25 protein-coding genes are annotated in these 24,501 nt (G+C 57.6%); 9 read left to right on the forward strand and 16 right to left on the reverse strand.

The features are described 5' to 3' along the window. On the forward strand, positions 1-277 hold a 277-nt coding region (locus EAH73_RS23245; protein ID WP_161599656.1), incomplete at its 5' end, for a hypothetical protein. 263 nt (positions 278-540) lie between these two features. On the opposite strand, the gene EAH73_RS22290 is transcribed toward EAH73_RS23245, so the two are convergent. From EAH73_RS22290 to EAH73_RS22300, 3 genes are all read right to left on the reverse strand, one after another. Continuing rightward, positions 541-840, reverse strand: coding sequence for a hypothetical protein (locus EAH73_RS22290; protein ID WP_140469646.1), 300 nt, complete (start codon positions 838-840; stop codon positions 541-543). A 181-nt stretch (positions 841-1,021) separates the two neighbouring features. Next, positions 1,022-1,678 (reverse strand): recombinase family protein, encoded by a 657-nt coding sequence (locus tag EAH73_RS22295; protein ID WP_140469647.1) that lies wholly within the window; start codon positions 1,676-1,678, stop codon positions 1,022-1,024. Between the two features lie 402 nt (positions 1,679-2,080). Beyond that, entirely contained in the window at positions 2,081-5,197 is a 3,117-nt protein-coding gene (locus EAH73_RS22300; protein WP_140469648.1) for a CHAT domain-containing tetratricopeptide repeat protein, read from the reverse strand. A gap of 448 nt (positions 5,198-5,645) precedes the next feature. Between EAH73_RS22300 and EAH73_RS22305 the strand changes: the two genes are divergently transcribed. Beyond that, positions 5,646-6,350, forward strand: coding sequence for a hypothetical protein (locus EAH73_RS22305; RefSeq protein WP_161599657.1), 705 nt, complete (start codon positions 5,646-5,648; stop codon positions 6,348-6,350). A gap of 283 nt (positions 6,351-6,633) precedes the next feature. Then, on the forward strand, positions 6,634-7,887 hold the full coding sequence (locus EAH73_RS22310) for a hypothetical protein (RefSeq protein WP_161599658.1): 1,254 nt from the start codon (positions 6,634-6,636) through the stop codon (positions 7,885-7,887). A 371-nt stretch (positions 7,888-8,258) separates the two neighbouring features. Here the strand turns inward: EAH73_RS22310 and EAH73_RS23250 are convergent, their stop codons facing one another. Further along, positions 8,259-8,402, reverse strand: a complete 144-nt coding sequence (locus EAH73_RS23250; protein ID WP_161599659.1) for a hypothetical protein — start codon at positions 8,400-8,402, stop codon at positions 8,259-8,261. A 149-nt stretch (positions 8,403-8,551) separates the two neighbouring features. Here EAH73_RS23250 and EAH73_RS22315 point away from each other — a divergent pair, with 149 nt between their 5' ends. After that, positions 8,552-9,553 (forward strand): YhcG family protein, encoded by a 1,002-nt coding sequence (locus EAH73_RS22315; protein WP_140469651.1) that lies wholly within the window; start codon positions 8,552-8,554, stop codon positions 9,551-9,553. A gap of 225 nt (positions 9,554-9,778) precedes the next feature. Here EAH73_RS22315 and EAH73_RS22320 read toward each other — a convergent pair whose 3' ends face one another. The 5 genes from EAH73_RS22320 to EAH73_RS22340 all read right to left on the reverse strand — a co-directional run bounded on the left by EAH73_RS22320 (position 9,779) and on the right by EAH73_RS22340 (position 15,209). After that, a complete protein-coding gene (locus EAH73_RS22320; RefSeq protein WP_140469652.1) occupies positions 9,779-10,756 on the reverse strand; it encodes an MlaD family protein in 978 nt (325 codons plus the stop codon). A 108-nt stretch (positions 10,757-10,864) separates the two neighbouring features. Continuing rightward, positions 10,865-11,647, reverse strand: coding sequence for an ABC transporter ATP-binding protein (locus tag EAH73_RS22325; RefSeq protein ID WP_140469653.1), 783 nt, complete (start codon positions 11,645-11,647; stop codon positions 10,865-10,867). 8 nt (positions 11,648-11,655) lie between these two features. Then, a complete protein-coding gene (locus tag EAH73_RS22330; RefSeq protein ID WP_140469654.1) occupies positions 11,656-12,414 on the reverse strand; it encodes an MlaE family ABC transporter permease in 759 nt (252 codons plus the stop codon). Between the two features lie 154 nt (positions 12,415-12,568). After that, complete coding sequence (locus tag EAH73_RS22335) at positions 12,569-13,621, reverse strand: response regulator (RefSeq protein WP_140469655.1); 1,053 nt, start codon at positions 13,619-13,621, stop codon at positions 12,569-12,571. Next, the gene (locus EAH73_RS22340) at positions 13,599-15,209 is read right to left on the reverse strand and encodes a PAS domain-containing sensor histidine kinase (protein WP_140469656.1); all 1,611 of its coding nucleotides are present in this window, start codon (positions 15,207-15,209) and stop codon (positions 13,599-13,601) included. Before EAH73_RS22340 ends, EAH73_RS22335 begins: the two co-directional genes overlap by 23 nt. Positions 15,210-15,486: 277 nt before the next feature. Here EAH73_RS22340 and EAH73_RS22345 point away from each other — a divergent pair, with 277 nt between their 5' ends. Together EAH73_RS22345 and EAH73_RS22350 are read left to right on the forward strand one after the other, a co-directional pair. Next, positions 15,487-15,822, forward strand: a complete 336-nt coding sequence (locus EAH73_RS22345) for a thioredoxin (RefSeq protein ID WP_140469657.1) — start codon at positions 15,487-15,489, stop codon at positions 15,820-15,822. Positions 15,823-15,966: 144 nt separating this feature from the next. Beyond that, a complete protein-coding gene (locus EAH73_RS22350) occupies positions 15,967-16,416 on the forward strand; it encodes a BLUF domain-containing protein (RefSeq protein WP_140469658.1) in 450 nt (149 codons plus the stop codon). Between the two features lie 15 nt (positions 16,417-16,431). Here the strand turns inward: EAH73_RS22350 and EAH73_RS23940 are convergent, their stop codons facing one another. After that, positions 16,432-16,563: a hypothetical protein gene (locus EAH73_RS23940; protein ID WP_262711103.1), complete on the reverse strand. Its 132-nt coding sequence runs from the start codon at positions 16,561-16,563 to the stop codon at positions 16,432-16,434. Positions 16,564-16,725: 162 nt separating this feature from the next. On the opposite strand from EAH73_RS23940, the gene tpiA reads away from it, so the two are divergent. Next, entirely contained in the window at positions 16,726-17,514 is a 789-nt protein-coding gene (tpiA, locus tag EAH73_RS22355; RefSeq protein WP_140469687.1) for a triose-phosphate isomerase, read from the forward strand. A 69-nt stretch (positions 17,515-17,583) separates the two neighbouring features. Here the strand turns inward: tpiA and EAH73_RS22360 are convergent, their stop codons facing one another. The 6 genes from EAH73_RS22360 to EAH73_RS22380 all read right to left on the reverse strand — a co-directional run bounded on the left by EAH73_RS22360 (position 17,584) and on the right by EAH73_RS22380 (position 21,779). Then, the gene (locus tag EAH73_RS22360) at positions 17,584-18,531 is read right to left on the reverse strand and encodes a bestrophin family protein (RefSeq protein WP_240047372.1); all 948 of its coding nucleotides are present in this window, start codon (positions 18,529-18,531) and stop codon (positions 17,584-17,586) included. A 241-nt stretch (positions 18,532-18,772) separates the two neighbouring features. Next, positions 18,773-19,900 carry an Acg family FMN-binding oxidoreductase gene (locus EAH73_RS22365; protein WP_140469660.1) on the reverse strand — a complete coding sequence of 376 codons (1,128 nt, stop codon included), beginning with the start codon at positions 19,898-19,900 and terminating at the stop codon, positions 18,773-18,775. Continuing rightward, on the reverse strand, positions 19,897-20,130 hold the full coding sequence (locus EAH73_RS22370; RefSeq protein ID WP_140469661.1) for a hypothetical protein: 234 nt from the start codon (positions 20,128-20,130) through the stop codon (positions 19,897-19,899). Before EAH73_RS22370 ends, EAH73_RS22365 begins: the two co-directional genes overlap by 4 nt. Before the next feature lie 101 nt (positions 20,131-20,231). Further along, positions 20,232-21,152, reverse strand: a complete 921-nt coding sequence (locus EAH73_RS22375; protein ID WP_140469662.1) for a universal stress protein — start codon at positions 21,150-21,152, stop codon at positions 20,232-20,234. A 40-nt stretch (positions 21,153-21,192) separates the two neighbouring features. Continuing rightward, entirely contained in the window at positions 21,193-21,360 is a 168-nt protein-coding gene (locus tag EAH73_RS23255; RefSeq protein WP_161599660.1) for a hypothetical protein, read from the reverse strand. A gap of 20 nt (positions 21,361-21,380) precedes the next feature. Next, complete coding sequence (locus tag EAH73_RS22380; RefSeq protein ID WP_140469663.1) at positions 21,381-21,779, reverse strand: hypothetical protein; 399 nt, start codon at positions 21,777-21,779, stop codon at positions 21,381-21,383. A gap of 243 nt (positions 21,780-22,022) precedes the next feature. Here EAH73_RS22380 and EAH73_RS22385 point away from each other — a divergent pair, with 243 nt between their 5' ends. Beyond that, entirely contained in the window at positions 22,023-22,964 is a 942-nt protein-coding gene (locus EAH73_RS22385) for a phosphatase PAP2 family protein (RefSeq protein ID WP_140469664.1), read from the forward strand. Positions 22,965-23,225: 261 nt separating this feature from the next. After that, positions 23,226-24,491 (forward strand): glutamyl-tRNA reductase, encoded by a 1,266-nt coding sequence (gene hemA / locus EAH73_RS22390; RefSeq protein ID WP_140469665.1) that lies wholly within the window; start codon positions 23,226-23,228, stop codon positions 24,489-24,491. The last annotated feature ends 10 nt before the right edge of the window (positions 24,492-24,501 follow it).

A 24,501-nucleotide genomic window follows, 5' to 3' on the forward strand; every position in this document is an offset into this window, starting at 1 on the left:
GGGCAACAGCGAGCTGGTATTTGGGGGCATCACCCCATTAAATCCCACCCATTCGACGCCGTACTGGATAGCCGCAACCGTGCGGGACCGCTCGCTCGTGGTGTACCCGGGCGTGGAAGTGGGCATGTCCAAAGCCGCCTTTCTGCGCTTGGTTGGGGCTCCGTCCACGCCGTGCGACACTGTCGAGGTCGTGCCCAGTGAACAAAATGCCAGTCACTGTTTCATTTTTGCCCACGATACCCTGACCGTCATGTGGCTCTATTCAGGAGACGAATAATACAGCGTTCATTGAAACGGTGGTTTCGCGCTACCAATGAGAAAAAAGGGCCTTGCAAGTCGGTGACGGGGGCGGTTAAGCAAAAAAAGTGGGGGTGGTCTTGTAACCACGAGGAAGACAACGTGGCGCCCCCCGTGGACGCCGGGCAAACCCGTGAATGGTCGCCCTTGAAAGGGCCCCTTCCGCACCGCCTCGCCCACGTCTTTTCTACGTGTTCGGGCAGTGGCGGTCTCATTCTGCCTTTTCGCTCGACTACTTCCGGGCTACCAGCTTTTCTCCAAGTGGTTTAAGCTGTACCAAAGCCACCCCCCCAGGACGGTTAACGGAATGGCGCCGAGGAGGTACGGCAGTGCCCGGCGGCGGTCCGTGGCGTAGTTCCACAGGCCCAGGCCCAGGTTGAGCAACGCGCCGGCGCCGGCCACGGCGGGGATCACCACCAGGACGTACACCAGGGCGTACTCGCTTCGGCCAACAAACGCCGACAGGTACAGCAGCGCAATGCTGAACCAGAGCAGGCCGTTGAGCCGCACGGCGCTGGCGGCTGAAGAAGGCGCAGGTTCCATAAGGGCGAGGGACGTTTAAGCAAAGGCGCTCACCCGACACGCACCGGGCGGCTACTTGATGGGAGAAGCCAGCGAAAAGACGGCTAGCAGCCAGGCCCTTTGCCGTGGCGGGTGGCAAACTAAGTCCGAGTTTATAACGAAAGGTACCGCACCGGACGTTTCCACGCCCCCGCCACGGGGACTAGGTAGCGCGCAGGTACAAGCGCTTGACCTGCTCGGCGCGAAAGGCCTTGCCGGTGCGGGTGACAAAGCGCAACGCATTCAACTTCGCCGCAATTTGGGAGTAGTTGAACCCCTTCTCCTTCAACAACAGAATGTGCGCCGCCGCCCGCTCGTTGTGCTCGTTGGCGTGCGCATTGGCCCGGTTCTGGTCCCGCCCCTTCTGCGTGGCCGCCGGCGTCAGGTTGGCCGGCGTGCCGAGCCGCGCGCCCTGCGCCCGCTTAGCCGCCAGCGCCGCTTTGGTGCGCTGCGAGATGAGCTCGCGCTCGTGCTGGGCGAGCACGGCGAAGATGCCGACCGTGAGCGTATTGGCGTCGGGCATGTCGCAGCACACGAAGTCCACCCCCGCGTCGCGCAGTGCGAAGATGAAGCCCGCGTTGCGGGAGAGCCGGTCGAGCTTGGCGATGAGCAGCGTCGCGCCCCGGGCCTTGGCCAGCGCCATCGCGGCGGCCAGCTGCGGCCGCTGGTTTTGCTTGCCCGACTCGACCTCGACCAGTTCCGCCACCACCTGGCCCCCCGGCGCGAAGGCGGCCACCGCCGCGCGCTGGGCGGCAAGGCCCAGACCGGACTGGCCTTGCTTTTGGGTGGAGACGCGCAGGTAGGCGACGTAAGACTTCACGGAATTGAGGAGAGTTTGGGCAAAAGTACCCTCGGTTTGTCTTATTTCACATTGGTTAAACGGTCGTTTAAACCCTGTGAAATCACTAAAACCCCGCCGCTAGTGTCGCTGCGACAGTTGTCAATGTTCCTCCCCCCGTTTACTAATTGACGTTTAGAAAGTGACCACATCCCGTTTCTGTGAACCGCTCTTATATATCTAATACTTTTCCTCCAGTTGCCCGGCTACTTTCTCCTCATCGCCCGGGCATTGCCCGTCAAGACTAGTTTAGTTTCCGAATCGAAGCCCGATCAGTTGCCGTGCGGTAGGCAGCAGTAAAAACACGTTTGTCTCTACTGCCAACTGGTTTACTCAGTACAACCCGTCTCATTTTATAGATTCTTCTGTATTGCACCGAGCTAATCAAGCTGGCAATGGTATTCCCATTACCTGAAATGCAGCCCAAAAGAAAGGATGCTCTTGATAAACTGGATTCTGCCGAAGATGCTGGATAGCTTGGCGTAAAGCTTCGGCATCACTAATATCAGCTTGACGACGGCTGAAGTAAAAGGCTTCAAATAGCTCGCGAGTAGCTTCGTCAGCCACTGACCACTGACTGGAGACTACAGCGGATGCACCTGCTGCTAAAAAGGCCCAAGACAATCCATTGGTTTCATCGGCTCGCTCAGGCCGAGTGTGGCCAGTCTGACAAGCGCTAAGGGTAACTAACGGTCGTCCTTGTAACCGAATGTGTAACCGGATATCATTAATTGTAAGTAGACGCTGTTGTGCCAAAAGCAAGCCTGAATCTAAGAGGCTATCATAGTTAAAACTGCCATGGCACCCAATGTGAATTACTTCAAAAGGTTGACTAGCCTTTTGAATTACTCGTTCAGGTAAAGCTTCTTCTTCTAATAATTCTACGAGCTCGGTGAAATGCTTACTTATAGCCTTGGCTTCGGACAATACATGAGGTAAGTAATTACCATTAGAATCTGAGTATGCGACGCTGAGTAGTCTTTGCTTTATCACGCCATTCCTTTTTATATTCAGTTCCCTAATTTGTTTGTGAAGTATGTACATTGTGGCTGCACTAGGAATAAAACTGAGTGCGCAATCCTCGCTCAGATAATGTCCTTGCTCGTCAGCTAATGCCTGAAATGGCACCAAATGAAGTGGTCCTGTAGGAGCCAGTACCAGTGGACCTACAATAGAAGTATGAGCCTTTAAAGGAGCTATGAGCAGAGAGTACATGCTTTTTAAGGCAGTAGATTGATCAATAAGTTGTCCATCTCGAACCCAAAAAGTATCTGCTATGATAGCAAAAAGCGAATCAAATAAAAGTTCTGATAAATTACCTGCTAATTGTACATAATAGACTTCGGCAGGAGTAAAAATGAAAGCACACCACCCACCACCATGTTGAATATATTCGACTAATGGTATACTATTCAATTCTACTAGTAATTCTTGGATTTGATTGATGGATAGCTGTGGTAAGGGTCGAATACCTGCTAATGCAGGGAAACGAAATATCATAGTGTCACTAAGCTGATTGATATCTCGTTGCAATGATGCAATTTCTGTGTCAATATGATCTGCTTGTCGCTTTTGCCATTGCCTAGTATTTGAAGTAAATGAATCGAAAAGATTAAAAGAATTGAGTAGAAAATCTAACCTTTTTTTAAGCTCTTGTATAGGAGCCCACGCTGCTCTAAGGAGAGGATCTTGTGCTAATAAGATATCAAGTGATGAAGAACTTTCCGCCATTAATTCGGTAAGCGTACGGCTTTTACTGGATAGCGCGTAAGTAGCAGCTGCGGCATGATCATTTAATAACAAGCAGCAATGAATGAGATTTGCATAGAGCTCAGCATTTTCATATGATAGATATTTCCTGCTCTCTTGATGATACGTATCTCCACGCAATAAAACTAGGGCTTGATGAGCATTTTCATATACTTCTCTTGCTTCAGGCCACTGCTTTTCTTTGTATAATAAGTCTGCCAAATAATAAGATGTGTCTAAGTGTAGCCTTGTATGGTGAATTTTAGTATACACTTGCAAAGCTGATTTGTATGCATTTATGGATTTTTCTATATTTTCAGGTCTGTTTCCTTGTAAACGCCATCTGTAAGCAGCACCTAAATTGATTTGTATAATCGCCCACTGTTCAGGATAATTAGCTTGTGTAAAAACTTGAAGGGCCAGTGTGTATGCATTAATGCCATTCTCTATATTTTGGACTTCCACATTTTGAAAGCGACTTTTTATTAAAGGCTCTAAATATATGTTTCCTATGTTTATCTGTACGCCGGCCCACTGCTCAATATTTTTGTCCTGTTCATATGCTTGTGATGCCAAGTTATATGCTTCGAGAGCATGTTTTAAATTCTCTGGACGATCACCCAATAGACGCTTAGCATAAGTAGTTCCTAGACCTAGTTGAGCATCGCCCCAAATCTTTATATTATTCTCTTTATTAAATATCTCTAGAATTGATTTAGATATTTCAAGTGCAATTTCTAGATTTTGCTTCCAATCACCTCTTAATCGGTGTATATATACACCATTTAAGTTAATTGATATATCAGCCCATTCTTCAGGGTATGTTTCTTTTGTAAAAAATTGCAGGGCAGAGTTGTATATCTCTAAGGCATCTTCTAAATTTTTAGAACGTTCGCCATGGGGCTGGAACTGGTAAACAGTGCCTAATTTTTGTTGAGTGTCAGCCAATTCTTTAGAATAACCTGGTAGTGCATACACCTCTAATGCATGCTTGTATGCATTTACAGCGCATTCTGAATTTTCAGCTGGGACACCGTTGATACGCTTCGCGTAGGTATCTGCTAAGTTAACCTGTACTTTAACCCATTCCTGAGTATTGTTTTTATAATCATCAATTTGTGAGGCTTCTTCAAAGACATAAATTGCTAAATCTTGGTTTTCATCACTATTTCCTTCTAATCGATCTAAATATGCTAAACCTAAATTATTTAGTATATAGCCTCTTTTGAATGGAAAATGTTCAATAGTAAATACTTGTAATGCATTTCGGTAAGCTTGGATGGCGTTTTCCATGCTTAGATTTTTATCCTTTGCACGTTTGTAATAAGCATTGCCTAAATTATATTGTGTGTTAGCCCATTCTTCTGGATAGATTTCTTTAGTAAATATTTCTGACGCCTGTTCGTGCAATTGAATGGCTTTCTCAATATTTTGTGCTGTATCACCAGTAAGTTTGTCTAAATAAGCATTGCCTAAATTACCATGAGTTATGGCCCAGTGATAAGCGTGTTTTTCACGTGTATAAATTTGCAGTGCTAAATAAAATGCTTTAATAGCATTATCTATATTCTGGGCATTATTGCCTGTAAACGATTTTTTTAGGCTAACTCCTAATTTTAGCTGTAGAAAAGCCCAATCTATATCCCGAGTCTCTTGCATGATTATTAGTGCACGTCGGATCAACTGAATGCAAGCATCGCCTTCAATTTCATCAATTTGTTGCAATAGAATTTGTAGTTCCGACTTAATCATTGACTTATTTCCGTTAGTAACGCAATGGTTGACTGATTTAAAATGCTTCCGTAGTTGATTTTGCTAATTAACCTTATTAAATTCTTTGCAAGTTGTTTTAGTCGGGATAAGGTCTTGTAACGATATGAAATATGCTCTTTTGTTTAGCATAAATATTATATATAATACATATATTTAAATACTATAATATGAATATTTTACTAAACAACTAAAATTGTTTCCGTATTTTACATGGAATTACTTTATAAGAATATTAAAGGAGTTTAATCTTCACTATTAGCTTAATTGATTACATTTATATCTAGCCAAGGTAGCTGCATTATCACATAGCCACTCTACTCTTTAGTGAATGAAGTAATACTGATACAAGTGATACCCCACCAATCGTCTTAATACTTTAATTCTCAGCTAACACATGGCAAGCCCCGCAAAGCTTTATCAGCAAGAGATGCACAATAACCTTGGTTTCTTTGCAACATGGTTCCCAGGTGACCCCATCGCTGTGGGAGATTTAGGACTATTGGAAAATGGACGTTTTCGACTCGTAACTACACTGAAGGATCTTAGTATTCAATGTGATGTGGTTGCTGATCAAGCAGAGCAAGATATACAGTATACTTCAACAGAAGGGATCCACATCACGACTTCAACAGGTATGTCGACCCTTTCGGATGCTAAGGGTGAAATCACAATTGATTTTTCTCGTGAAGGTGCTTTTGTCTTTAATGCGTCTGGACTAAGTATGCACCGACTTAACAATCGTAGTAGGGTTGCCGACGATATTTTAAAGGCTTACCATGATGGTAAATGGAATAAAGAATGGATTTTAATCGAGTCGCTGTATACTGCAAAACGAGCAACTGTGATAATATCTAACGATAGCTCATCAAGTCTTACTTTACAAGTAGATGCTAAAATCAATTTGCCAGGGGTATCGCTTGCAGATCCTAATRTTGAGTTAACAATAAAATCAACGCGAGGTAAAATGCTGCAAATAGTTGGGAATACAGAATTATCTCCTTTGTATTCATGCTGTAAAGTTTCCGACTCTTGGTATAATAGACACCCAAGTTTCGTTCCAGTTCGCGGAAAAAGTATTTCAGATATCAATCCTTTTGAGAAAATAAATATTAATTATTTACTGAATTCGTAAAATAAATATTTACGTATTCAATACTATACTTGTAGTTATTTATTTTATAGATTATAATAAAAAATATATCTTTATTATTATAAAAATATATCTTTTGTGTGCGTATTTTTAAATAATATGTAACATAAGCTTCAAATACATTAGCTATTTTTATAGTAGTGTGAATTGAAATGGGCAGGAATAACCATTCGGGAGACAACTGAATATCGCTAGGCAACCTTTAGCTTGCGGTCACCTTTCTCAATGACACCAACCCGACTCGTTCAACTAACAATATGTCAATATGAGCCCGCGCCCTTATACCCGAAACTTTACCAATGATTTTGTAATGTTTGAAGAGTGCATGCATCACTTTCGGACAATAGATATCAGCGGAATAGGAATGCTTGACCAACACGTCACTAATGGCGTTACGAGCCATTTGCTATTAGACTTTCAACTACAAGAGGAAATTGCAGTGTGCGGGTTTGTCATCCAACCTTCGGAGCCAATTCATTTTAGCGAAGGATACACCTCCTACATCACCCCAGTTGTTCTTCCCAATGGCCGTGGGATTCATACGTCGTCTTTCTACACCATTGCTTTGRCGTCGATCGTTTCTTGTGTTTTGCGAAGACCAGTTGGTTGCTCTCCGGACTATTTAATTACCCGGCATATGCCGTCGGAAGGGGCTAAACAAGCGCTATCTATATTGATGCCAGTTGCAGATATGAGTCATGGTGGTCTGTCTCACATTGCAGTTTCGAAAGTCAAAAACGAATTAGAATCACTAATTAACAACTTAGCTCAGCTACCGGAAGACAAATACAGTAAAGTTATGAGGGCAATTAGACTTGTGAGTCTGGCGCATTCTAACAGAAAAAATGATTTTTCATTATCACATTACCTGCTCATATCTGCTATAGAAACGGTGGCACTACATGCACTTAGCGTTGATGATGTAAAATTTGATGATCCAAAATTATCACATTGGAATAGTAAGGCGGAACAGGACAGTGACTTTAAAGAGTTATTAGATGCCTATAAAAATGAGGTGAGCAAAAAAACATATTTAACTAAAAGATTCAAAAAATTTATCTTTGAATATTTTCCACCGAACCGTTGGGAAGAACTTGGAACATATTATCAARATGCACAAGAACTTGATGACCAAAGGGTTGCAGAAATTCCCGGATGGCCTAAAATTGATAATACACCACATTATAATTTGTATAGAAATATGAACATGGACATTTATCCATCAGAAATAAAAAAGCCTGTGCTTGAAAAGCTGTTGACAGATACTTATAATTATCGCTCTAGGTTTACTCATTCTGGCGAGTCTCCGCCTCATATTTCTCCAGATTCAACAACTAGCTATTTTGACTTAATTAGCGACGTTGAGTTCTACTCAGAAGGAGGTAGAGATTGTGTTAGGGAAAAAAACATCACAATAGCTAATCATAGATTGTTGAGTTTCATAGCTTCACAATCCATTCAGGAGTACTGCAGAAGAACCTTATTGCTTATGTCAGAACGCGACAACGCCGTTGTATAATTCTGTAGTTTTGACACGGAATAATTGATGCAGGATTACAATAGGATAAGCCTGGCTAGTACGACCAGGCTTATTTCATTATAATCGTACCGCGCTCTTTATCTGGTTTCGCAAGCCCATTGCCTCCTCGGCGTTGCCGGCGTGGTAATCCAATTTGAGGTTCTTAGCCCACTCGGCCACCGCTGCGTGCTGGGCCTCGGTCGCGGCAATGAGTTAGCTCACTAGCGCTGCAGTTTCGTCGCTGGCCCGGCTGCCCCCACCTGCCGCACTGGGCGGTAAGCTGATCGGCCCAGTGTAACCGCCGCTGGCGTAGCCCTTACGCTCGGCCTCCAAGTAGCCCACGACTTGGCCTACTTGGGCTGTTGGAGCATCTACTCCGGGGCCACCCACTCCCCTTCGTGCACCACGCCGGCCACCAGGTGGCCGGTGCTATCGCGCTCACCCAGGCCGCCCCCGCCGGTGTTACCGCCAACAGCCCGCACGCTCAGCCCGGCGCCCCAGGGCCCCACCGGCATTTCGACGTGACTGATGTGGTTGGCGCTCCAGGTATAGCTCAGCAGGTCATGACTTTGTGGCCTTTGCTCGTAATTATTTGCCGTAATTTTACTCCTTCGCGGCTATCAGAAGGCGTTCCTGAGCCGTTCACCCCCGCAACCAGTGCCGTATGAGTCTTAACCCAGAACTACTCGCCACCGTGCGCGGCCTCATCACGCAGGCGCGCCAGCAGGCGGTGCGGGCCGTCGACGCCGAGCGGGTCCTCCTGTACTGGCACATCGGACAGGTGATTCTGGAAGAGGAGCAGCACGGGGCTGACCGGGCCGCCTACGGCACGAGTCTCATCAAGGGCCTGGCCGCGGCGTTGCAGCCGCAGTTTGGCAGCGGGTTTTCTGGGCGGCAACTGGAGCGCTACCGCCAATTTTACCGCACCTTCCCAATTGCGTCCGCACTGCGGACGCAATTGAGCTGGACGCACTACAGAACGCTCATCAGCCTCGACAACCCCGATAAGCGCGAGTTTTACTTAGCCGAAGCGACTAAAAATAACTGGTCGGCCCGCCAACTGGAGCGGCAGGTCAACAGCCAGTTGTTCGAGCGCCTGCTGCTGAGCAACGACGTGGCGGCCGTGCTGGCCGTGGCCCGCCAGGAAAAGCTGCCCACGGAAGCCCGGGATATCATCAAGGACCCCATGGTGCTGGAGTTTTTGGGCCTGAAACGGGAAGCCGCTTACTACGAACGCGACTTGGAAACCGCCCTGATCACCCACTTGCAAGAGTTTCTGCTGGAGCTGGGCAACGGCTTTTCGTTCGTGGCCCGGCAGCAGCGCCTGCACCTCGACGGCGACGACTTCTTCGTGGACCTCGTGTTCTACAATCGGCTGTTGCAGTGCTTTGTGCTGGTCGAAATCAAGACCGACAAGCTCACCCACCAAGACCTGGGCCAGCTCCAGATGTACGTCAACTACTACGACCGACTGGAAAAACTGCCCCACGAAAACTCCACCATCGGCATCCTGCTCTGCGCCGACAAGAACGACGCGGTGGTGAAAATCAGCTTGCCGGCCGATAACCAGACCATTGTCGCCAGCAAGTACCAGCTCTACTTGCCCACGCAGCAGCAGCTGCTGGCGGAGGTGCGCAAGGAAATGGATAAGCTGGACCAGGCGTAGCCAGTATTACGCCGCCTACAGAACATCAGGTGGAACCTATCGAGGTGTCATCAGTGCGCAAGTAGTACTGCCTTGAGGTACTCCAATAAGGGTCAGCGAGAAATGCCTGGAAAAAGTGCCTTCACGCACTGCACAGGCACTCGTCAAAACCATCCAATAAGGGCCAGCACGTGCATTATTTTATTTAGCCGCAGTGCTGAGACAACAACTTAGACTAAACGCGGCCTAAAAAGTGGCGTCTCGGCCCGGAGCCTCCGCCTGCTTTTTGGCTTGCTTGCGGAAGTAACCACGCAGGAGAAAGTTGTGCTTCAGCGCTTCCATGTTTTGGTTAAAGCCGGCCGTGCCCTGTTCCACGTGGCTGAGGGTTTGGCGCAGTTGCCCGCTCATGGCGGTGTCGGTGAGCAGCGTGTGCAGGGGGCCAGCACCAGTTTGCACCTGCCGCTGGAGACTGCCCAGGGTGCTAGCCAGGGTGTCGGTGCTGCGGGCTAGCTGGCGGGTCACGTGCCGCATTTGGCCTGCAAAGTCTTTGTCGGTCAGCAGGTAGCCGGCCGGGCCGCGGCCCTGGCGGATGCCGCGCGTAAGCTGGCTGATGTCGGTGGCGGAAATCTGAAGCATAGCCGTGGTGCTGGCCAGGTGAAGTAGGCTCTGGCGCACGTTGGCGGCTACCTGCTGGTCACCGAGCAACTGCCAGAGCGCCTGGCTACCGTTGAGCTTGCCCGTAATCTGGTGCAGATCCTGGGTGATACCGACCAGGTTTTTGTTGGATACGCTGAGGGTTTTGAGCATCTCGTCGATGGCCAGCGGGGTGGTCGTGCGCAGCACGTCGCCGTCGGCGATGAGCGGAGCGGGGGCGGCCACGGCGGTCAGGTTCACGATGGTGTTGCCTACCAAGCCGTCGGTGCCGACCGAGGCCACGGCATTTTGGCGCACGTAGGGCTGTACGACGCTATTGAGGTGCATCAACACGCGCACGGTGCTATCGTTCAGAATATCAATTGCCTTAACAGTGCCCACAGTGATGCCGGCCAGGCGCACGTTGTTACCGGTGAGCAGGCCCGAAACGTTGCGAAAATCGGCCCGCACCGTCAGTGAAGCGCCAAACAGATTCTGCCGCTGCCCGAGCAGCACCAGCGTGGCGGCCAGGCACGCCAAGCCCGACAGCACAAACAGGACGAGGCGGATATGGTGGCTGGGGGTAGGCATCTTTTTGATTACGGGTTATGTAATAGAAATCATAAATTGAGTAGGTCTTTAAGCCCTCATGCTGCGCTACGCTCAGCATGAGGGCTTAAAGACCTACTCAGCCTCAACTCAGGCGAAAAAGGCGTGGACGGTGGGGTCGGGATTCTGGGCCAATTCGTCGTAGGTGCCTTCGGCGTAGCAGCGGCCTTCGGCCAGCAGGATGACGCGGTCGGCGGTAAGGCGCACGCAATTCATGTCGTGCGAAATGATGAGGGCCGAGGCGTGGTATTTCTGCTGCACGTGGCGGATGAGCTGGTCGATTTCGCGGGCCGTAACGGGGTCGAGGCCGGTGGTGGGCTCGTCGTAGAGGATGATTTCGGGGGGTAGGATGAGGGTGCGGGCCAGGGCGATGCGCTTACGTTGGCCGCCCGAGAGTTCGGCGGGCAGCTGGTCGATGGTTTGGGGCAGGCCCACGTCGTCGAGGGCCTGGCGCACGAGTTGGTCTTCCTGGCCCCGGCGGTCGGCAAGCCAGTGGCGGCGCAGCGGGAAAAGCAGGTTTTCGCGCACCGTCATGGAGTCGTAGAGGGCGTTGCTTTGGAAGAGGAAGCCTACCTTGGCCCGCAGCGCGTCGAGGGCGGTATGGTCGAGGGTGGCCACGTACTGGCCGAGTACTGTGATGGTGCCCGCATCGGGCGCGAGCAGGCCGATGATGCACTTGACAAGCACTGACTTACCCGAGCCCGACTTGCCGAGCACCACCATGTTTTCGCCCCGGTGCAGCGTCAGCGAAAAGTCTTGCAGCACGTGGTTTTCGCCGAACGATTTACTGATGCCGGCCACAGTCAGCACGACTTCGATCACTGAAGCGGGGGTAGGCGGCGCGGCTGGGGCGGGCGAGGTGACAGGCGACATGGGTAGCATTAAATAAAACCGAACGCGGTGCTGACGCCGACCGCCACCAGGTCGAGCAGGAAAATCATCAAGGACGACAGCACCACGGCCGAATTAGCGGCCACACCCACGCCCTCGGTTCCTTTGGCGGCGTTGTAGCCTTTGTAGCAGCCAATGAGGCCGATGGCGAAGCCAAAAAAGAAGGTTTTGGCCACCGCCGGCAGCACTTGGCCGAAGGTGAGGCGGCCCAGAATGTTGTTAGCAAACAGAGCTACCGAGGTTACGCCTTGCAGGTTGATGCCCAGGTAGCAGGCTCCTAGGCCCACCGCATCGGCTAGTAGCGTGAGGATGGGTACCATGAGCGTAGCGGCCAATATGCGCGAGACCACCAAGTACTTAAATGGATTGGTGCCCGACACCTCCATGGCGTCAATCTGCTCGCTCACGCGCATCGAGCCCAGCTCGGCTCCGATGCTGGAGCCCACCTTACCGGCCACCATCAGGCCCGTGATGATGGGGCCCAGCTCCTGAATAATAGTGAGCCCCACCATAACCGGAATCCAGGATGTGGCCCCGAATTGCACCATGGTGGGCCGCAGCCGCAGCGTGAGCACCAGCCCCATGATGAAGCTCGTGATGCCCACCAGTGGCAGCGACCGGTAGCCAATGATGTAGCATTGGTTCACCAGCTCCAGCCACTCGTAGCGCGGCCGGAACCCTTCGCGCAAAAACCTGCCGGCAAAGCCCAGCATGGCCCGCAACTCTACGAAAAAGGGGCTGCCGGGCATAGTTAAGGGTCAGGGAATCAAGGAAATTTACCCTGCAAAGGTGCCGTAACCCTAGCGGGGCGGATATGACGGAAATCGGGCGTTTCCCTGACAATTGTCAGGGAAACGCCCTGCCGGAGCGAGCGCCCCGACCGCGACGTTGCGTCCCGCACCTTTACCAGTGCGCCCGGCGCAGCTTCTCCGGCTCTAATACCCGAACGTGCTTGGGGGTCAGCTCAATCAGGCCGTTTTGGTTGAACTCGCTGAGGGTGCGAATCAGGGATTCGGGGGCGGTGCCGACCAGGGCGGCCATGTCGTCGCGCAGGAGCTGGATGCTGGCGGCCGGGTCGGCGGCCGTAGGCTCGTAGAGACGCAGCAGCATGTCGGCCACCCGGCGGCGAATGGAGTTATAGGCCATGGCCAGCAGCTGCTGCTCGCGCTCGCGCACGCGGCCCGCCAGCAGGTGAATGAATTGCTGACCCACGGCCGGGTTGCGTAGCAGCAACTGCGAAAAATCGTCCTGCGGAATGTAAACCAGCTCCGAGTCGTCGACGGCCACGGCCGAGTCGGCATGCGGGGTGTGGCCCAGCAGCGCCAGGTAGCCGAAGAACTCGCCGGGGCCGTAAAAACCGGTAATCAGCTCCTTGCCGGCTTCGGTGGTCTTTACGGTTTTGATGCGGCCGGCCTGCACGAAATACACCCGCGTGGCCTCGTCGCCTTCAAGGTACACGTCCTGCTTGCGGCGCACGGGGTGGGCGCGGCGGTCAGCCGAAAGACCCGCCAGCTGGCCCACGGCGCGGGCATCGTCCAGAAACTCGTTAAGGCCCCCGGCCTGCAAGTCGTAGTCGGGCTTGAGGTGCTGGAAACGGGTCAGCCGGCCACTGATGGCGCTCAGCAACTCATTCTCGCTGAAGGGCTTGGTTAGGTAGTCGTCGGCGCCCAGCTCCATGCCGCGGCGCTGGTCGGTGCGCTCGGTTTTGGCAGTGAGGAAAATGAACGGGACGCCCGCAAGCTGGGGGTTTTGGTTGAAGATGTGCAGCACGCCGTAGCCGTCGAGCACGGGCATCATGATGTCGCAGATAACCAAATCGGGCCGGGCGGCCAGGGCGCTTTCCACGCCGAGCTTGCCGTTTTCGGCGGTGCGCACGGTGTAGCCCGTCAGGCCGAGTAGCTCGGCCGTGTTTTCCCGGATAAAGACGTCGTCCTCAATCAGCAGAATCGTTTTCATAAGGAATGGTGACGGTGACGGTGGTGCCCTGGCCCAGGGCGCTGCGCAGGGCAATGGTACCCCCCATCAGCTCCAGGTACTTGGCGATGATGTAGAGGCCCAGCCCGGTACCGGGCACGGTGCTGACGTTGCGGGCCCGAAAAAACCGCTCGAACAGGTGCGCCTGGTCTTCCGGAGAAATGCCTACGCCCTGGTCTTCAATGCTCAGCAGCAGCTCATTATCCTGGCAGCTAGCCCGCACCGTCACCACTGAGTTATCGCCCGAATATTTGAGGGCATTGGAGAGCAGATTGACCAGGATTTTGCGCAGCAGCGACGAATCGAGCCGAAACGGGACGGGGCACTCCACCAGCCGCACAATGGTTTGGCCGGGCTTGCGCAGGCTCTGCACATCGGCCAGGGTTTCGGTGAGCAGCGTGGCCAAATCGAGGGTGGTGGGCCGCGCCTCCATGGCACCTTCCTCGATGCGGCCCACCGAGAGAAACTCTTCCAGGATGGCATTGAGGTGGTTCACGGAGGCTTCGATGCGCGCCAGATGGCGCACGCGCTGGGTTTGCTGGTCGGCGCCGGCGTACTTGCCGATGAGCGTGGCCGAGGTGAGCACGGCCGTGAGCGGGGTGCGAAACTCGTGCGAGGCCATGCTCACGAAGCGCGACTTCAATTCGCCCAGTTCCTGCTCGGCGGCCAGGGCCTTGGCCAGCTCCTGGCCGCGCTTTTCGAGCTGCGCCAGGGTGCTGAGCAGGGCGTGGGTGCGGTCGGCCACCTTCTGCTCCAGCTCGGCGTTGAGGCGGGCCACGTGCTGGTGCTGGGTGATGAGCTCCTGCTCGGCGGCCTGCTTGAGGCTGGTATCGAGGATGTAGGCCACCACGTACAGCTCCTCGTCGAGGTAGAAGTAGCTCAGGCTGACTTCGACCGGAAACACGGAGCCGTCCTGGCGCTTGCCCAGCAGGGCGCGGTGGGCCCCCATGCTGCGCACCTGCGGGTGCTGGTTGAAGGAGGCGCGCAGCTGCTCGTGGTGGCAGCCGGCAGCGTCGGGCACCAGCACTTCGATGCGCTGGCCCAGCAGCGCGGGCTGCGCGTAGCCAAAGAGCTGGCTAGCCAACTCATTGGCCGATACTATGGTACCGGCCTTATCGCAGACAACGATGCCGATGGTAGCGTTGGTAAACACCGCCTCGAAGCGCCGCACGCTGTGGGCCAGGGCGCGCTCGGCGCGCTGCAGGGGACTTTGCTCGGTGAGGCACACGAGCAGCGCGGCACGGCCCGCAGCCTCAAAATGCGTGAGCCGCAAATAGGCCAAAAAAGGCTCGCCGGCGTGGCGGCGGATGGTGGCTTCTAGCTCGTGGTGGCCTTCGCGCCGGGTGAGTGCGCACAGGGCCGCCCACTCGTTAGTCGTCCAGGGCGGCGTGCGCAGCGAGTGGTCGGGGTCGGCCAGAAAATYGGCTTCCGAGGCGTAGCCCAGCAGCTGCACGGCCCGAGGGTTTACCTGCGTAAACCACCCCAGGTCCACGTCATAGATGCCCACAAACTCCTGCGAGTGGATGTAGAGCAGGTCGGAGAGGATGTTAGTATAGGCAGCGGCGAGCATGAGTGGGTGGCGGGAAAACCGGTAATTCTGAAGCTGGACCTTGCCCTTCGCAAAGGTCGGCGGTAAGTGGGCCCCCTCACCATGACAAACGTCATCCCTTTGCCCGGCATCCATCAGGGGCTTGCTCGGCGTACGTGGTGGGGCGGGCCGGCCGTGCGCTAGGGCCCCAATTAAGCTGATACACGTCAGCTAATTAAGGCAGTAGCCTCATGCTAGCGGCGGTGGCGGCGCACTAGTTTTGCCGCTGCCCCCTACCCTTAGTGCCGCCAATCCCGCTATGCCTACCCCTACCCCCGCTCCCCTGCCTGCCCTGCCCGCCGATGCCGCGGTGCTGCTGGTGCTGCTGCCGGCGGTGGGCACGGCGCAGCCCGTGCGAGCGGCCACGCTGGCGGCCCTGCGGGCTTTGCAGCAGCAGCTGGGCAGCGCGGCGCAGGTGCTGTCGGTCGACGAGGCCACCCACCCGGCGGTGGTGCGCAGCTTCCATTCTGCTGACCTTCCGGCCTTCGTGCTGGTGCGCCGGGGCGTGGAACTATGGCGCCAGCAGGGCTTGCCGGAGGGCGAGGCCATCGTGGCGCAGCTGCTGGCCCGGCTTGCCCTACCCCCCACCGGCTAGGCCAACGGCCAGGCTAGCTAGTACTTTAATTTAGTTAAAATTAATTGATTATCAATTCTTAAGGCGTAGCTTCCCTACCGAAAGGACTGCTTTGGCCCGGCAGGGTAGCTGCCCGCGGCGGGCTCTTCCTCACTCCTTGCCACTATGGGCCTGTACCACCTCTTTTACCAAAGCCAGGCGCGGCTACCCTTCGACGCGCCCGCCCGCACGGCCCTGCTGCACCAGTCCCGTGCCTACAACCGCGCGCACCGCCTCTCGGGCCTGCTGCTGCACACGCCCAACGGCCGGTTTTTCCAGATTCTGGAAGGGGAGGAAACCGTGGTGCGGGCGCTCTACTACGACCGCATCGTGGCCGACCCGCGCCACCGCCGCTGCCGCCTGATTGGGGCCGGGCCCTGCCTCGAGCGCAGCTTTGCCGACTGGAACATGGGCTTCCGCGTGGCCGATGCCACGGAGCTGCACGCGCTGCTAGCCGGGACGCCCCTCGATGAACTGGTACTGTCTGCCCCGCTACCACGCGTGCGTCCCGAGCTGCTGGCGCTGCTGCTAGATTTTGTGGCGGACCACGAATTAGAATCGAGTAGCGAATCTTAATATTTTGACTACTAACTAGTTGGGCTGAAGCTGAGGCTTGTCACCCTTCTGGCTGATTTTGCTCATGGGGGCGGCGTTGAGGCCGGCGTACTCTTGCAGTGCGTCTTGCTCGCCGCAACCACCGAAGCTGATGGGCATTCTTTTCACGCATCCCTCCCCCATTTGCTGGTGAAGAACGGAGCCGTGCTGTTTTACCCACTCGCCAGCCGAGGTGGCAGTATCAGTCCGGGGCCATAACCTATACGTGCCCTAGTTCCGTCTTTTCGCCGGGCAAATTGACGGCTGCTTTTGTCTTTAACCAAAGTCGCAATGCGTAGGAAAATCATTGTTGGCAATTGGAAGATGAACAAGACGCTGGCTGAGGCCACTGCCTTGCTAGCCGCTATTGCCGATGGGCTGTCCGCCGATGCGGCACCCGGGGTTACGGTGGTCGTGTGCCCACCGGCGCTGTACCTCGTGCCGGCACTGTGCTTCATGCGGCCCGATAACGGGCTTTTTTTGGGCGCCCAGGATTGCGCGCCGCAAGCTGCGGGGGCCTACACGGGCGAGATTTCCGCCCCGATGCTTCACTCCGTTGGGGTAGCGTATGTTATACTCGGTCATAGCGAGCGGCGGCATTACTTTGGCGAAACTAGTGCGCTGTTGGCTGAGAAAGYGAATTGCGCGCTCGCCAGCAACCTGATACCCATTTTCTGCTGTGGCGAGTCACCCCAACTGCGCGCCCAAGGCGACTACCTTGGATTTGTCAAAAAACAACTGAGCGACAGCCTTTTTCATTTGCCGGCCGCGGCGTTTAGGACTATCATCATTGCTTACGAGCCGCTGTGGGCCATCGGCACAGGGATAGCCGCCCCGGCGGCGCAGGCGCAGCAGATGCACGCCGCCCTGCGCAAGCACATTGCTGACCACTACGGGGTGCTCGTGGCGCAGGAAATCCCCATCCTGTACGGCGGCAGCGTTACCCCGCAAAATGCCGTCGCCCTATTTCGGGAGCCCGACATAGACGGGGGCCTCATTGGCGGAGCTTCCCTCTACTCACGAGAGTTTATCGCCCTAGTACGGGCCGCACGAGCCGCTCAGACTGTCCCCCCGCCCTAGGCAGTCTAACTGCCGCAAGCCTGCTATTTTGCCAAAGTATTAGGTTGTTGCCCATTACCAGCTACTCCATCACAGCAGGTAAAACCCTTCGGGGGCGAGCGGCGCGGGCACGGCGGTTTCGAGCAACAGCTGGCGCAGGTTGATTTCGACGGTGCGGGCCAGGGCCGTTACCGGTGTATCGGTAGGTTGGTTGCTGAAGGGGTCTTGCAGGTGGCGGGCGGTGCGCTCGAGCAGGAAAAAGGTGGAGGCAGTGGTCAGCAGCACCGGAATTTCCCAGAGCCCAATAGCTTGCACCAGCCCCAGCGAGAGCGTGAGCAAAAACAGATAGATGAAAAAATGCACCAGTCGCCGGTAGCTGGCCGGAAACACGGTGCTCTTGAGGCGCTCGGCCTGGCCAAGCGCGTCGCAGAGGCGCGCCAGCGTGGCATCGAGCTGCACTTGCTGATAGGCATTGAGGGACCCCTGCGCGTAGAGGGCTTTGAGCTGCGCCGTGTGCAAGGCTAGCAGCGCCAGGGGCTTATTAGCTTGAGGTTGAGTATACTCCAGCTCACTTAGGGACAAGAACTTGGTGAGGGTGGCGGTGGGGTCGAGGCCGCGCAGGGTTTCGCCCAGGCAGTAGCACCAGGCTATCTGGCGGTGGGCCAGGGCGCGCAGCGGCCACGGGGCGGCGGCCAGCACGGCCTCGGGCACGAAGCCGCCGGCCTGGAGCACCAGCGTGCGCGAGTCGTTGACGATGGCCCCCCACACCTTGCGGGCCTCCCACCACCGCTCGTACGACTGGTTGGTTTTGAAGGCCAGCAGCAGCGAGATTAGGCTACCCAGAATGGTGGGCAGCTGCAACGGCACGGGCGGCAAAAAGGCCCCAATCGACAGCTTGAGCAGGTGGAAGAAGCTGGAAATGAGCAGCACCCGCACCAAATCGGGGCGGATGCCCCGGAAGAGGTAAGACGCGGGCAGCTTGGTATCGAGCAGCATATGGCGGGGCTGGCCCTGGTGGCGGCAGAGATAATTGGGCACTGAATAGGGCCGCCCGGGGGCAGTCCGGGCTTGCGCGAGCCCAGCCAAAGCTAGCGGCCCCACCCAGCGCCTAGCCTGACATAAATCAGTGAAAAACAAGATTTTTGCCAGCCTTTGCTTTGCGCCAGTACTTGCGGGGCTTTGCCAGTGAAGCGGCAACAGCAAAATTCACCGTTGCTCCCGGCCCTGACGATAATCTACTTAAAGGATGACGTTTGTCAGGCTGCCCCCCTTCCCCACCCTAGGCCTGCACAAACCATTCGACCGGCCGGCGCGGACTCACAGGGCCATCGTAGCCCTCTACGTAGCCCAGGCGCAGCACGAACTGCACGGGCGCGCCCAGGCCCAGGCGCGGGCCCAGGCCGGCGGGGCCAGGCGCTTCTTCCAATACCTGCGTCATGGGATGAATGGCGATATTCACCGCCTTGGCCCGCAGCCAGATGCGCACCAGCCGCCGGCCGGCTTCCAGCAAAGCGGGCACCGACTCGTCGGGGCTGGTGAGCACGAGCCAGCCGCCGTGCGTGGCCAGCTGGTCGGTTACCTGCGTGAGCCCGCGCTGCCGAAAATCGGGCGTAAGCACGCGGGCGCTGTCGTAGAAGTGCCGCACCAGCCAGCCGGCGGGGCCCTCAATCCCCATGCTGCTGGCCGTGAGGCCGTCGCGGTGGCGCTGCACGGCGGTGGCCGTCCAGCGCACCCAGTGGGCCAGCTCGCGCTGGGCGGGGTCGTGGGCAGTTTGTCGCTGGTTGGCCAGCCGCGTGGCGGCGGTGAGGTAAGTACCTGGTTCCGAAGACGGGGGCAGAAAATGGCAATGCGCCGCCTCACCAGCAGTCAGCCGCTGCACATCAGCGGGCTGGATAGGCACGGTTGAAAACCCCGTACGCAGCGTGCGCCGGCCCAGCAGCGCCGTGAGGTCGGGGTAGGCGGGGCCGGGGCGGCGCTCCAGCTGCACCGCCAGCACCTCGGCGGCCTGGCAGGTAGTGGCCAGCACCCGCCAGCGGCACTGGTAACCGAAGTGCGCGGCGGCGTATTCCAGGCTTTGGGCAAAGGCCCCCAGCGAAAGCATGGTTTCGCGCTGGCCGGGGTCCACCACCGGCAGCCAGCCGCGCGGGTCGTTACCGATAACCCAGTAGTAGGGCCCCAGCAGGCGCACCGTCCAGGGCTGGGTGTTGTGGGCACTGGGCGCCAGCGAGGCCAGGTACAGGATGCGGCGCGCATCGGGCGGCAGCCGGGGCGCGGTGAGCGGGGCATCGGGGGCCACTGGCTGGCGCTGCGCTACACCGGCGGCGCGCTGGTCCCAGGCGTAATAACCCAGCAGGCCGGTGCCGGTGGCCGCCGCAGCGGCTACTGGCAGGAAGTGGCGGCGCTTCATGAGTAGGTGGGTGCATACAGCCCGGTTTGCTCGTGGCTCAGGTCGTAGGCGTTGCCACCCTCGGCGCGGTGGTTGGGCGCGGGTAGCGCGGGGGCGGCGGGCGGGTAGCCGTAGTCGCCGTACCGGGGCGGGCCCCCGTGGGCTTTGGTGGCTAGCGCAGGGGTAGCAATAATAGGAGGAATGGAGGGCAGAACCACCGGGGTGGACTTAACCAAGGCTCTCTTTTTCATGATACCAAGTGAAAAACAATAGGTGAATCAAATGACGACGGTGGCCTGTGCAGCAGCTCTTTCCAACATCCAGGCCCCGCTCGGCAGGCTGGGGCGCAACCCTAAGCAGCCGGGCTGAGCCCGGTGAGTACTACGCTGGCGTACTGGGCGGCGGTAACCGAGCTAGCCGGCGCCTGAGCAGCTGGCGCCGTGCTGGCGGCCGTGGGCAGCACCAGCACCGGCACCGGGCAGTCGGATAGTAACCGGGCCGTGACGCTGCGGTGAAACAGCTCGCCCAGGTAGCTGCGCTGGCGGGCAAACACTACCACCAGGTCGGCCTGGGTGTCGCGCACGGCGGCCAACACGCCCTCGGCGTAATTATCTTTCAGATAACCTCTTACCTCGGGGGTAGGTAGCCCATCGACCAGGCCGCTATCCTGCACGGCGCGCAGGGCCGCCGCGCAGCCCGAATCATCCTCCACCCCGCTCGAAACGTGGGCCACCACCAGCCCGGTACCGGGCAAGGCCAGCAGCGCGTGCAGGGGGCGGGCGGCCGGCGCCAGGGCAAAGGCCTCGCGGTCGGCGGCCACTAAGATGCGGCGCGGGGCTTGCCCGGCCGGGGCGTGGGCGGGCACTACCAGCAGTGCGTGCTGGCCGGCACGCAGCAGCTCGGCACAGTCGGCCACCACGCCGGCGGCGGGGTGCTCCGGGTCGGGCTGGCTGAGCACGAACAAGGCCGGGTGGTAGCCGGCAGCCAGGTCGCGGGCAATGACGGGCAGCAGATCGGTGGTGACCACTACGGTAGCGGGCGTGCGCAACTCGGCGGCCTGCCGGTGCAAGGCGGCCGTGGTATCGGCTTCGGTGGCCAGCTCGGCTTGGCGGAAGCGCTCACCCACTATTAGGTAAGGATCGAACAGCGCGGCGCGGTTGACGTGCAGCAGCACCAGCTTGCCGGCCAGGGCCTGGCCCAGCGTGTCGGCGTAGCGTTCGGCGTGGCGGGCGGCGGCGTAGAAACCGGCAAAAACAACGAGGGTAAGGGCCATAATAGGGAAGGTTGACGAAGGAATGGGAGTAGAAAAGCTATTATTCCGCCACGGCCCCCGTCTGCGCGGCGAGCAGCACGGGCGGCAAAAAGGCCCAAATCGACAGCTTGAGCAGGTGGAAGAAGCTGGAAATCAGCAGTGCCCGCACCAGGGCGGGGCAGGTGCCCCGGAAGATGTAGGACGCGGGGAGCTTGGTATCGAGCGGCATAGCGGCAGGGGGCACGGGGCCTAGGAGGCCAGCAGCATGTGGCGGGCGGCAGCCTCCGAGCTGAAGCCCATGAGCTGGCCGTAGCCGTCGACCCGCGCCAGCACCAGCTCGGTGGCAAGGTGCCCAAAAAAGTCTTCGGCAAACACCACGGCGTGGCGTAGCAGGCCCGCCGCGTGGGCGCGCGGGCACCAGTCGGTGGCCATCCAGGTGGCCAGCTCGTCCCACATCAGGTGAGATTGGCGGCGGTCGTCGAGCAGGCGGTGGCAGTGCTGGGCCGGCAGCACGGTTAGTATCTGCTCATAGCCGGCCTGGGTCGAGGCCAGCGTTTGGGCGGGGCCCCAGCGGGCGTGCAGCAGGTCGTCTACCGCGTCGTAGTCGAGCACGAGCGTGGGGAATTCGGATAATAAGCGGTGGCGCATGACAGAAACGGAAAGCACCGCTGGCACGGGAGGCGCTAAGGCGGGCTGGGGCGACCCGAAGTAGCCAGGTGCTCTGGGGGCTGATTAGGAGGTGGGCTAGCCCAAAGCTACCGCGGCAACGAATCCCAAAACCTGACATAAATCAGTGAATTTCGGATTTTATAGCAGGATAAATGCGGGCCCCAAATCGGTACTTGCCGGCCGTAGGAAGGGGCACTCCGCCCACTTATTTCTTCTTTTCCCATGCAGCGTTTTGCGGTATTCGGGCTGGCCGGGCTGCTAGCCCTAGGGCTAAACGCGGCGGCCCTGGCCCAGCAAGGGCCCTCGCCCTACCACACCCGGCTGGCCCTGGACGCCCCCCTCACGCTGGGGCTGGCCGGCCTGAGCGCCACGGGCTTATACCTGGTGCAGCACAAACGCGTGGCCCCGGCCGCCGAGCTAGCGGTGCTGGACCGCGCCCGCGTGCCGGCCCTCGACCGGTTTTCGGCCGGCACCTACAGCGCCCGCGCCCAGGCCACCAGCGACGCGCTCTGCTACGGCACCCTGGCGCTGGTGCCCGCCCTGCTGGCCTTCGACGCGCCGGTGCACGGACGCTACGGCCAGGTGGCGGGCCTCTACCTGGAAACGATGGCCACCACGGCCGCCCTGTTCACCCTCACCGTGGGCACCGTGTACCGCTACCGGCCCTACCTCTACGGGGCCGAGGGCGGCGCCCTGCGCAGCGGGGCCGTGGCGGCCGACTCGTTTTTTGGCGGGCACGTGGCCCACACGGCCACGGCCACGTTTTTTGCGGCCCAGGTGTTTCACGATTTCAACCCCGGCTCGCGGGCGCAGCCCTACGTGTGGGGCGCGGCGGCGGCCGTGCCGGCGGTGGTGGCCTACTTCCGCATCCGGGCCGGCAAGCACTTCCTCACCGACAATCTGGTGGGCTACGCCGTGGGGGCCACAGTGGGCGTGCTGGTGCCCCGCCTGCACCGCACGGCGGCCAGCTACGACGGCGCGGCCCTCCCCCCGCAGCACTTCACCGATGCGCTTATCGGCTGCGCAGTAGGCGCTACGGCGGGGGTAGTCGTGCTGCATTTCTACAAGAAGCTGCACGGCAATAGCTTGTCCCTCACCCCCGTGCAGGGCCTGAACGTGAACGGCTACGCCTACGGCGGCGTGCGCCTGACGCGGCCACTCTAGCGGGTCGAATCGACTTTAGGGTCGAGTGCCGGTCGGCCACCTGCGGCGAAGGACTAGCAGCTCCTTTCCCAACAATCAGCTGGCGCCTCTTCACCGGCGACCAGCCTGCCAGCGCTGACCAATCGGTTCKAATTAAGCACAATCAACCGGCGGCTTGAGCGCGCGCATCGCGCGCGGCCACCGGGCCGGGGGACCTTTGGAGCCGCTAGCACCCTAGCCCGGCCGCCGCTTTTTGCCAGCCCTCCCCGCCAGCTTTCCCCCATGAAATACCCCTTTCGGGCCCTCAGCCTTTCTTACCACAAAGCGCCCTTAGCGGTGCGGGAGTTGCTAGCCCTGGATGAAACGGCGTGTAGCCAACTGCTGCAAGCGCTGCACCACGACCTAGACTTAAATAACCTGCTGGTGCTCAGCACCTGCAATCGCACCGAGGTGTATTACAGCGCCGCTGCCAACCAAGAGCTAGCCATTGTGGAGGCCATAGGGCGGGTGGCGGGCGTGGCCGATGTGCGGGATTACCGGGCCTGTTTCACGGCGTTTGATGCGGCGGGGGCCGCGGCGCAGCACTTGTTTGAGGTGGCTCTCGGGCTGGATGCGCAGGTGGTGGGCGACCCCCAAATCGGCAACCAGGTGAAGCGGGCGTACCAGCGCTCGGCCGCGGCCGACGTGGCGGGGCCGTATCTGCACCGCTTGCTGCACGCCGTGTTTGCGGCCCACAAGCGCGTGCACCAGGAAACGGCTTTCCGCGACGGGGCCGCATCTACCTCGTCGGCCACGCTGGAGCTGGTGGCCGAGCTCACCGCCGCCCTCGACCGGCCGCGCGTGCTGCTGGTGGGCCTAGGCGAAATGGGGGCCGACGTGGCCCGGCACTTCGCCAAAAGCAAGCGATTTGCCGAAGTCACGCTCTGCAACCGCACGCCCGCCCTGGCCAAAGCCCTGGCAGCCGAGTGCGGTTTGCCAGTGCTCGATTTCAACGACTTGGCGCAGGGCCTGCGGGCGGCCGACGTGGTGATTTCGGCCGTGGCCGCGCCCACACCGGTTTTCACGCAGGCGCTGGTGGCGGGGCTGCACAACCTGCACCACCAGTTTTTTATCGACCTCGCGGTGCCGCGCAGCGTGGCGGCGGCGGTCGAGGCCGTGCCGGGCATACTGGTTTATAACATTGACGACATTCAGCGCAAAGCGGCGGCGGCGCTGGCCGGCCGGGTGGCGGCCATTCCGCAGGTGCGCGCCATCATCGCCGACAGCCTGGCCGACCTGCGCGACCGCAGCCGCGAAATGCAGTTGTCGCCCACCATTCAAAAGCTGAAAAGCATCCTGGAGCAGCTGCGCCAGCAGGAAATCAGCCGCCTCCCCCCCCTGAGCCCCGCCGAGGCCCGGCGGGTGGACGAAGTCACGAAAGCCCTGACCCAGAAGTTTCTCAAGCTACCCGTGTTGCAGCTCAAAGCCGCCTGCCAACGCGGCGAAGCCGACCAGCTGGCCGCCGCTCTAACGGAGCTGTTTGCTTTGGAAGAGCTAGTTAAACTCTAAGTATAGAGCA

It is taken from the genome of Hymenobacter nivis, from assembly GCF_006439025.1.
In the GTDB taxonomy this organism is placed as follows: domain Bacteria; phylum Bacteroidota; class Bacteroidia; order Cytophagales; family Hymenobacteraceae; genus Hymenobacter; species Hymenobacter nivis_A.

Bases quoted from the DNA above. Each gene is read 5' to 3' on its own strand.
- EAH73_RS22365 (WP_140469660.1), bottom strand. From the start codon at position 19,900: ATGAAGCGCCGCCACTTCCTGCCAGTAGCCGCTGCGGCGGCCACCGGC.
- EAH73_RS23255 (WP_161599660.1), bottom strand. From the start codon at position 21,360: ATGCCGCTCGATACCAAGCTCCCCGCGTCCTACATCTTCCGGGGCACC.
- EAH73_RS22290 (WP_140469646.1), bottom strand. From the start codon at position 840: ATGGAACCTGCGCCTTCTTCAGCCGCCAGCGCCGTGCGGCTCAACGGC.
- EAH73_RS23250 (WP_161599659.1), bottom strand. From the start codon at position 8,402: ATGCCGGTGGGGCCCTGGGGCGCCGGGCTGAGCGTGCGGGCTGTTGGC.
- EAH73_RS22315 (WP_140469651.1), top strand. From the start codon at position 8,552: ATGAGTCTTAACCCAGAACTACTCGCCACCGTGCGCGGCCTCATCACG.
- EAH73_RS22370 (WP_140469661.1), bottom strand. From the start codon at position 20,130: ATGAAAAAGAGAGCCTTGGTTAAGTCCACCCCGGTGGTTCTGCCCTCC.
- EAH73_RS22335 (WP_140469655.1), bottom strand. From the start codon at position 13,621: ATGAAAACGATTCTGCTGATTGAGGACGACGTCTTTATCCGGGAAAAC.
- hemA (WP_140469665.1), top strand. From the start codon at position 23,226: ATGAAATACCCCTTTCGGGCCCTCAGCCTTTCTTACCACAAAGCGCCC.
- EAH73_RS22330 (WP_140469654.1), bottom strand. From the start codon at position 12,414: ATGCCCGGCAGCCCCTTTTTCGTAGAGTTGCGGGCCATGCTGGGCTTT.
- EAH73_RS22320 (WP_140469652.1), bottom strand. From the start codon at position 10,756: ATGCCTACCCCCAGCCACCATATCCGCCTCGTCCTGTTTGTGCTGTCG.
- EAH73_RS22375 (WP_140469662.1), bottom strand. From the start codon at position 21,152: ATGGCCCTTACCCTCGTTGTTTTTGCCGGTTTCTACGCCGCCGCCCGC.
- EAH73_RS22325 (WP_140469653.1), bottom strand. From the start codon at position 11,647: ATGTCGCCTGTCACCTCGCCCGCCCCAGCCGCGCCGCCTACCCCCGCT.
- EAH73_RS22350 (WP_140469658.1), top strand. From the start codon at position 15,967: ATGGGCCTGTACCACCTCTTTTACCAAAGCCAGGCGCGGCTACCCTTC.
- EAH73_RS22300 (WP_140469648.1), bottom strand. From the start codon at position 5,197: ATGATTAAGTCGGAACTACAAATTCTATTGCAACAAATTGATGAAATT.
- EAH73_RS22380 (WP_140469663.1), bottom strand. From the start codon at position 21,779: ATGCGCCACCGCTTATTATCCGAATTCCCCACGCTCGTGCTCGACTAC.
- EAH73_RS22345 (WP_140469657.1), top strand. From the start codon at position 15,487: ATGCCTACCCCTACCCCCGCTCCCCTGCCTGCCCTGCCCGCCGATGCC.
- EAH73_RS22385 (WP_140469664.1), top strand. From the start codon at position 22,023: ATGCAGCGTTTTGCGGTATTCGGGCTGGCCGGGCTGCTAGCCCTAGGG.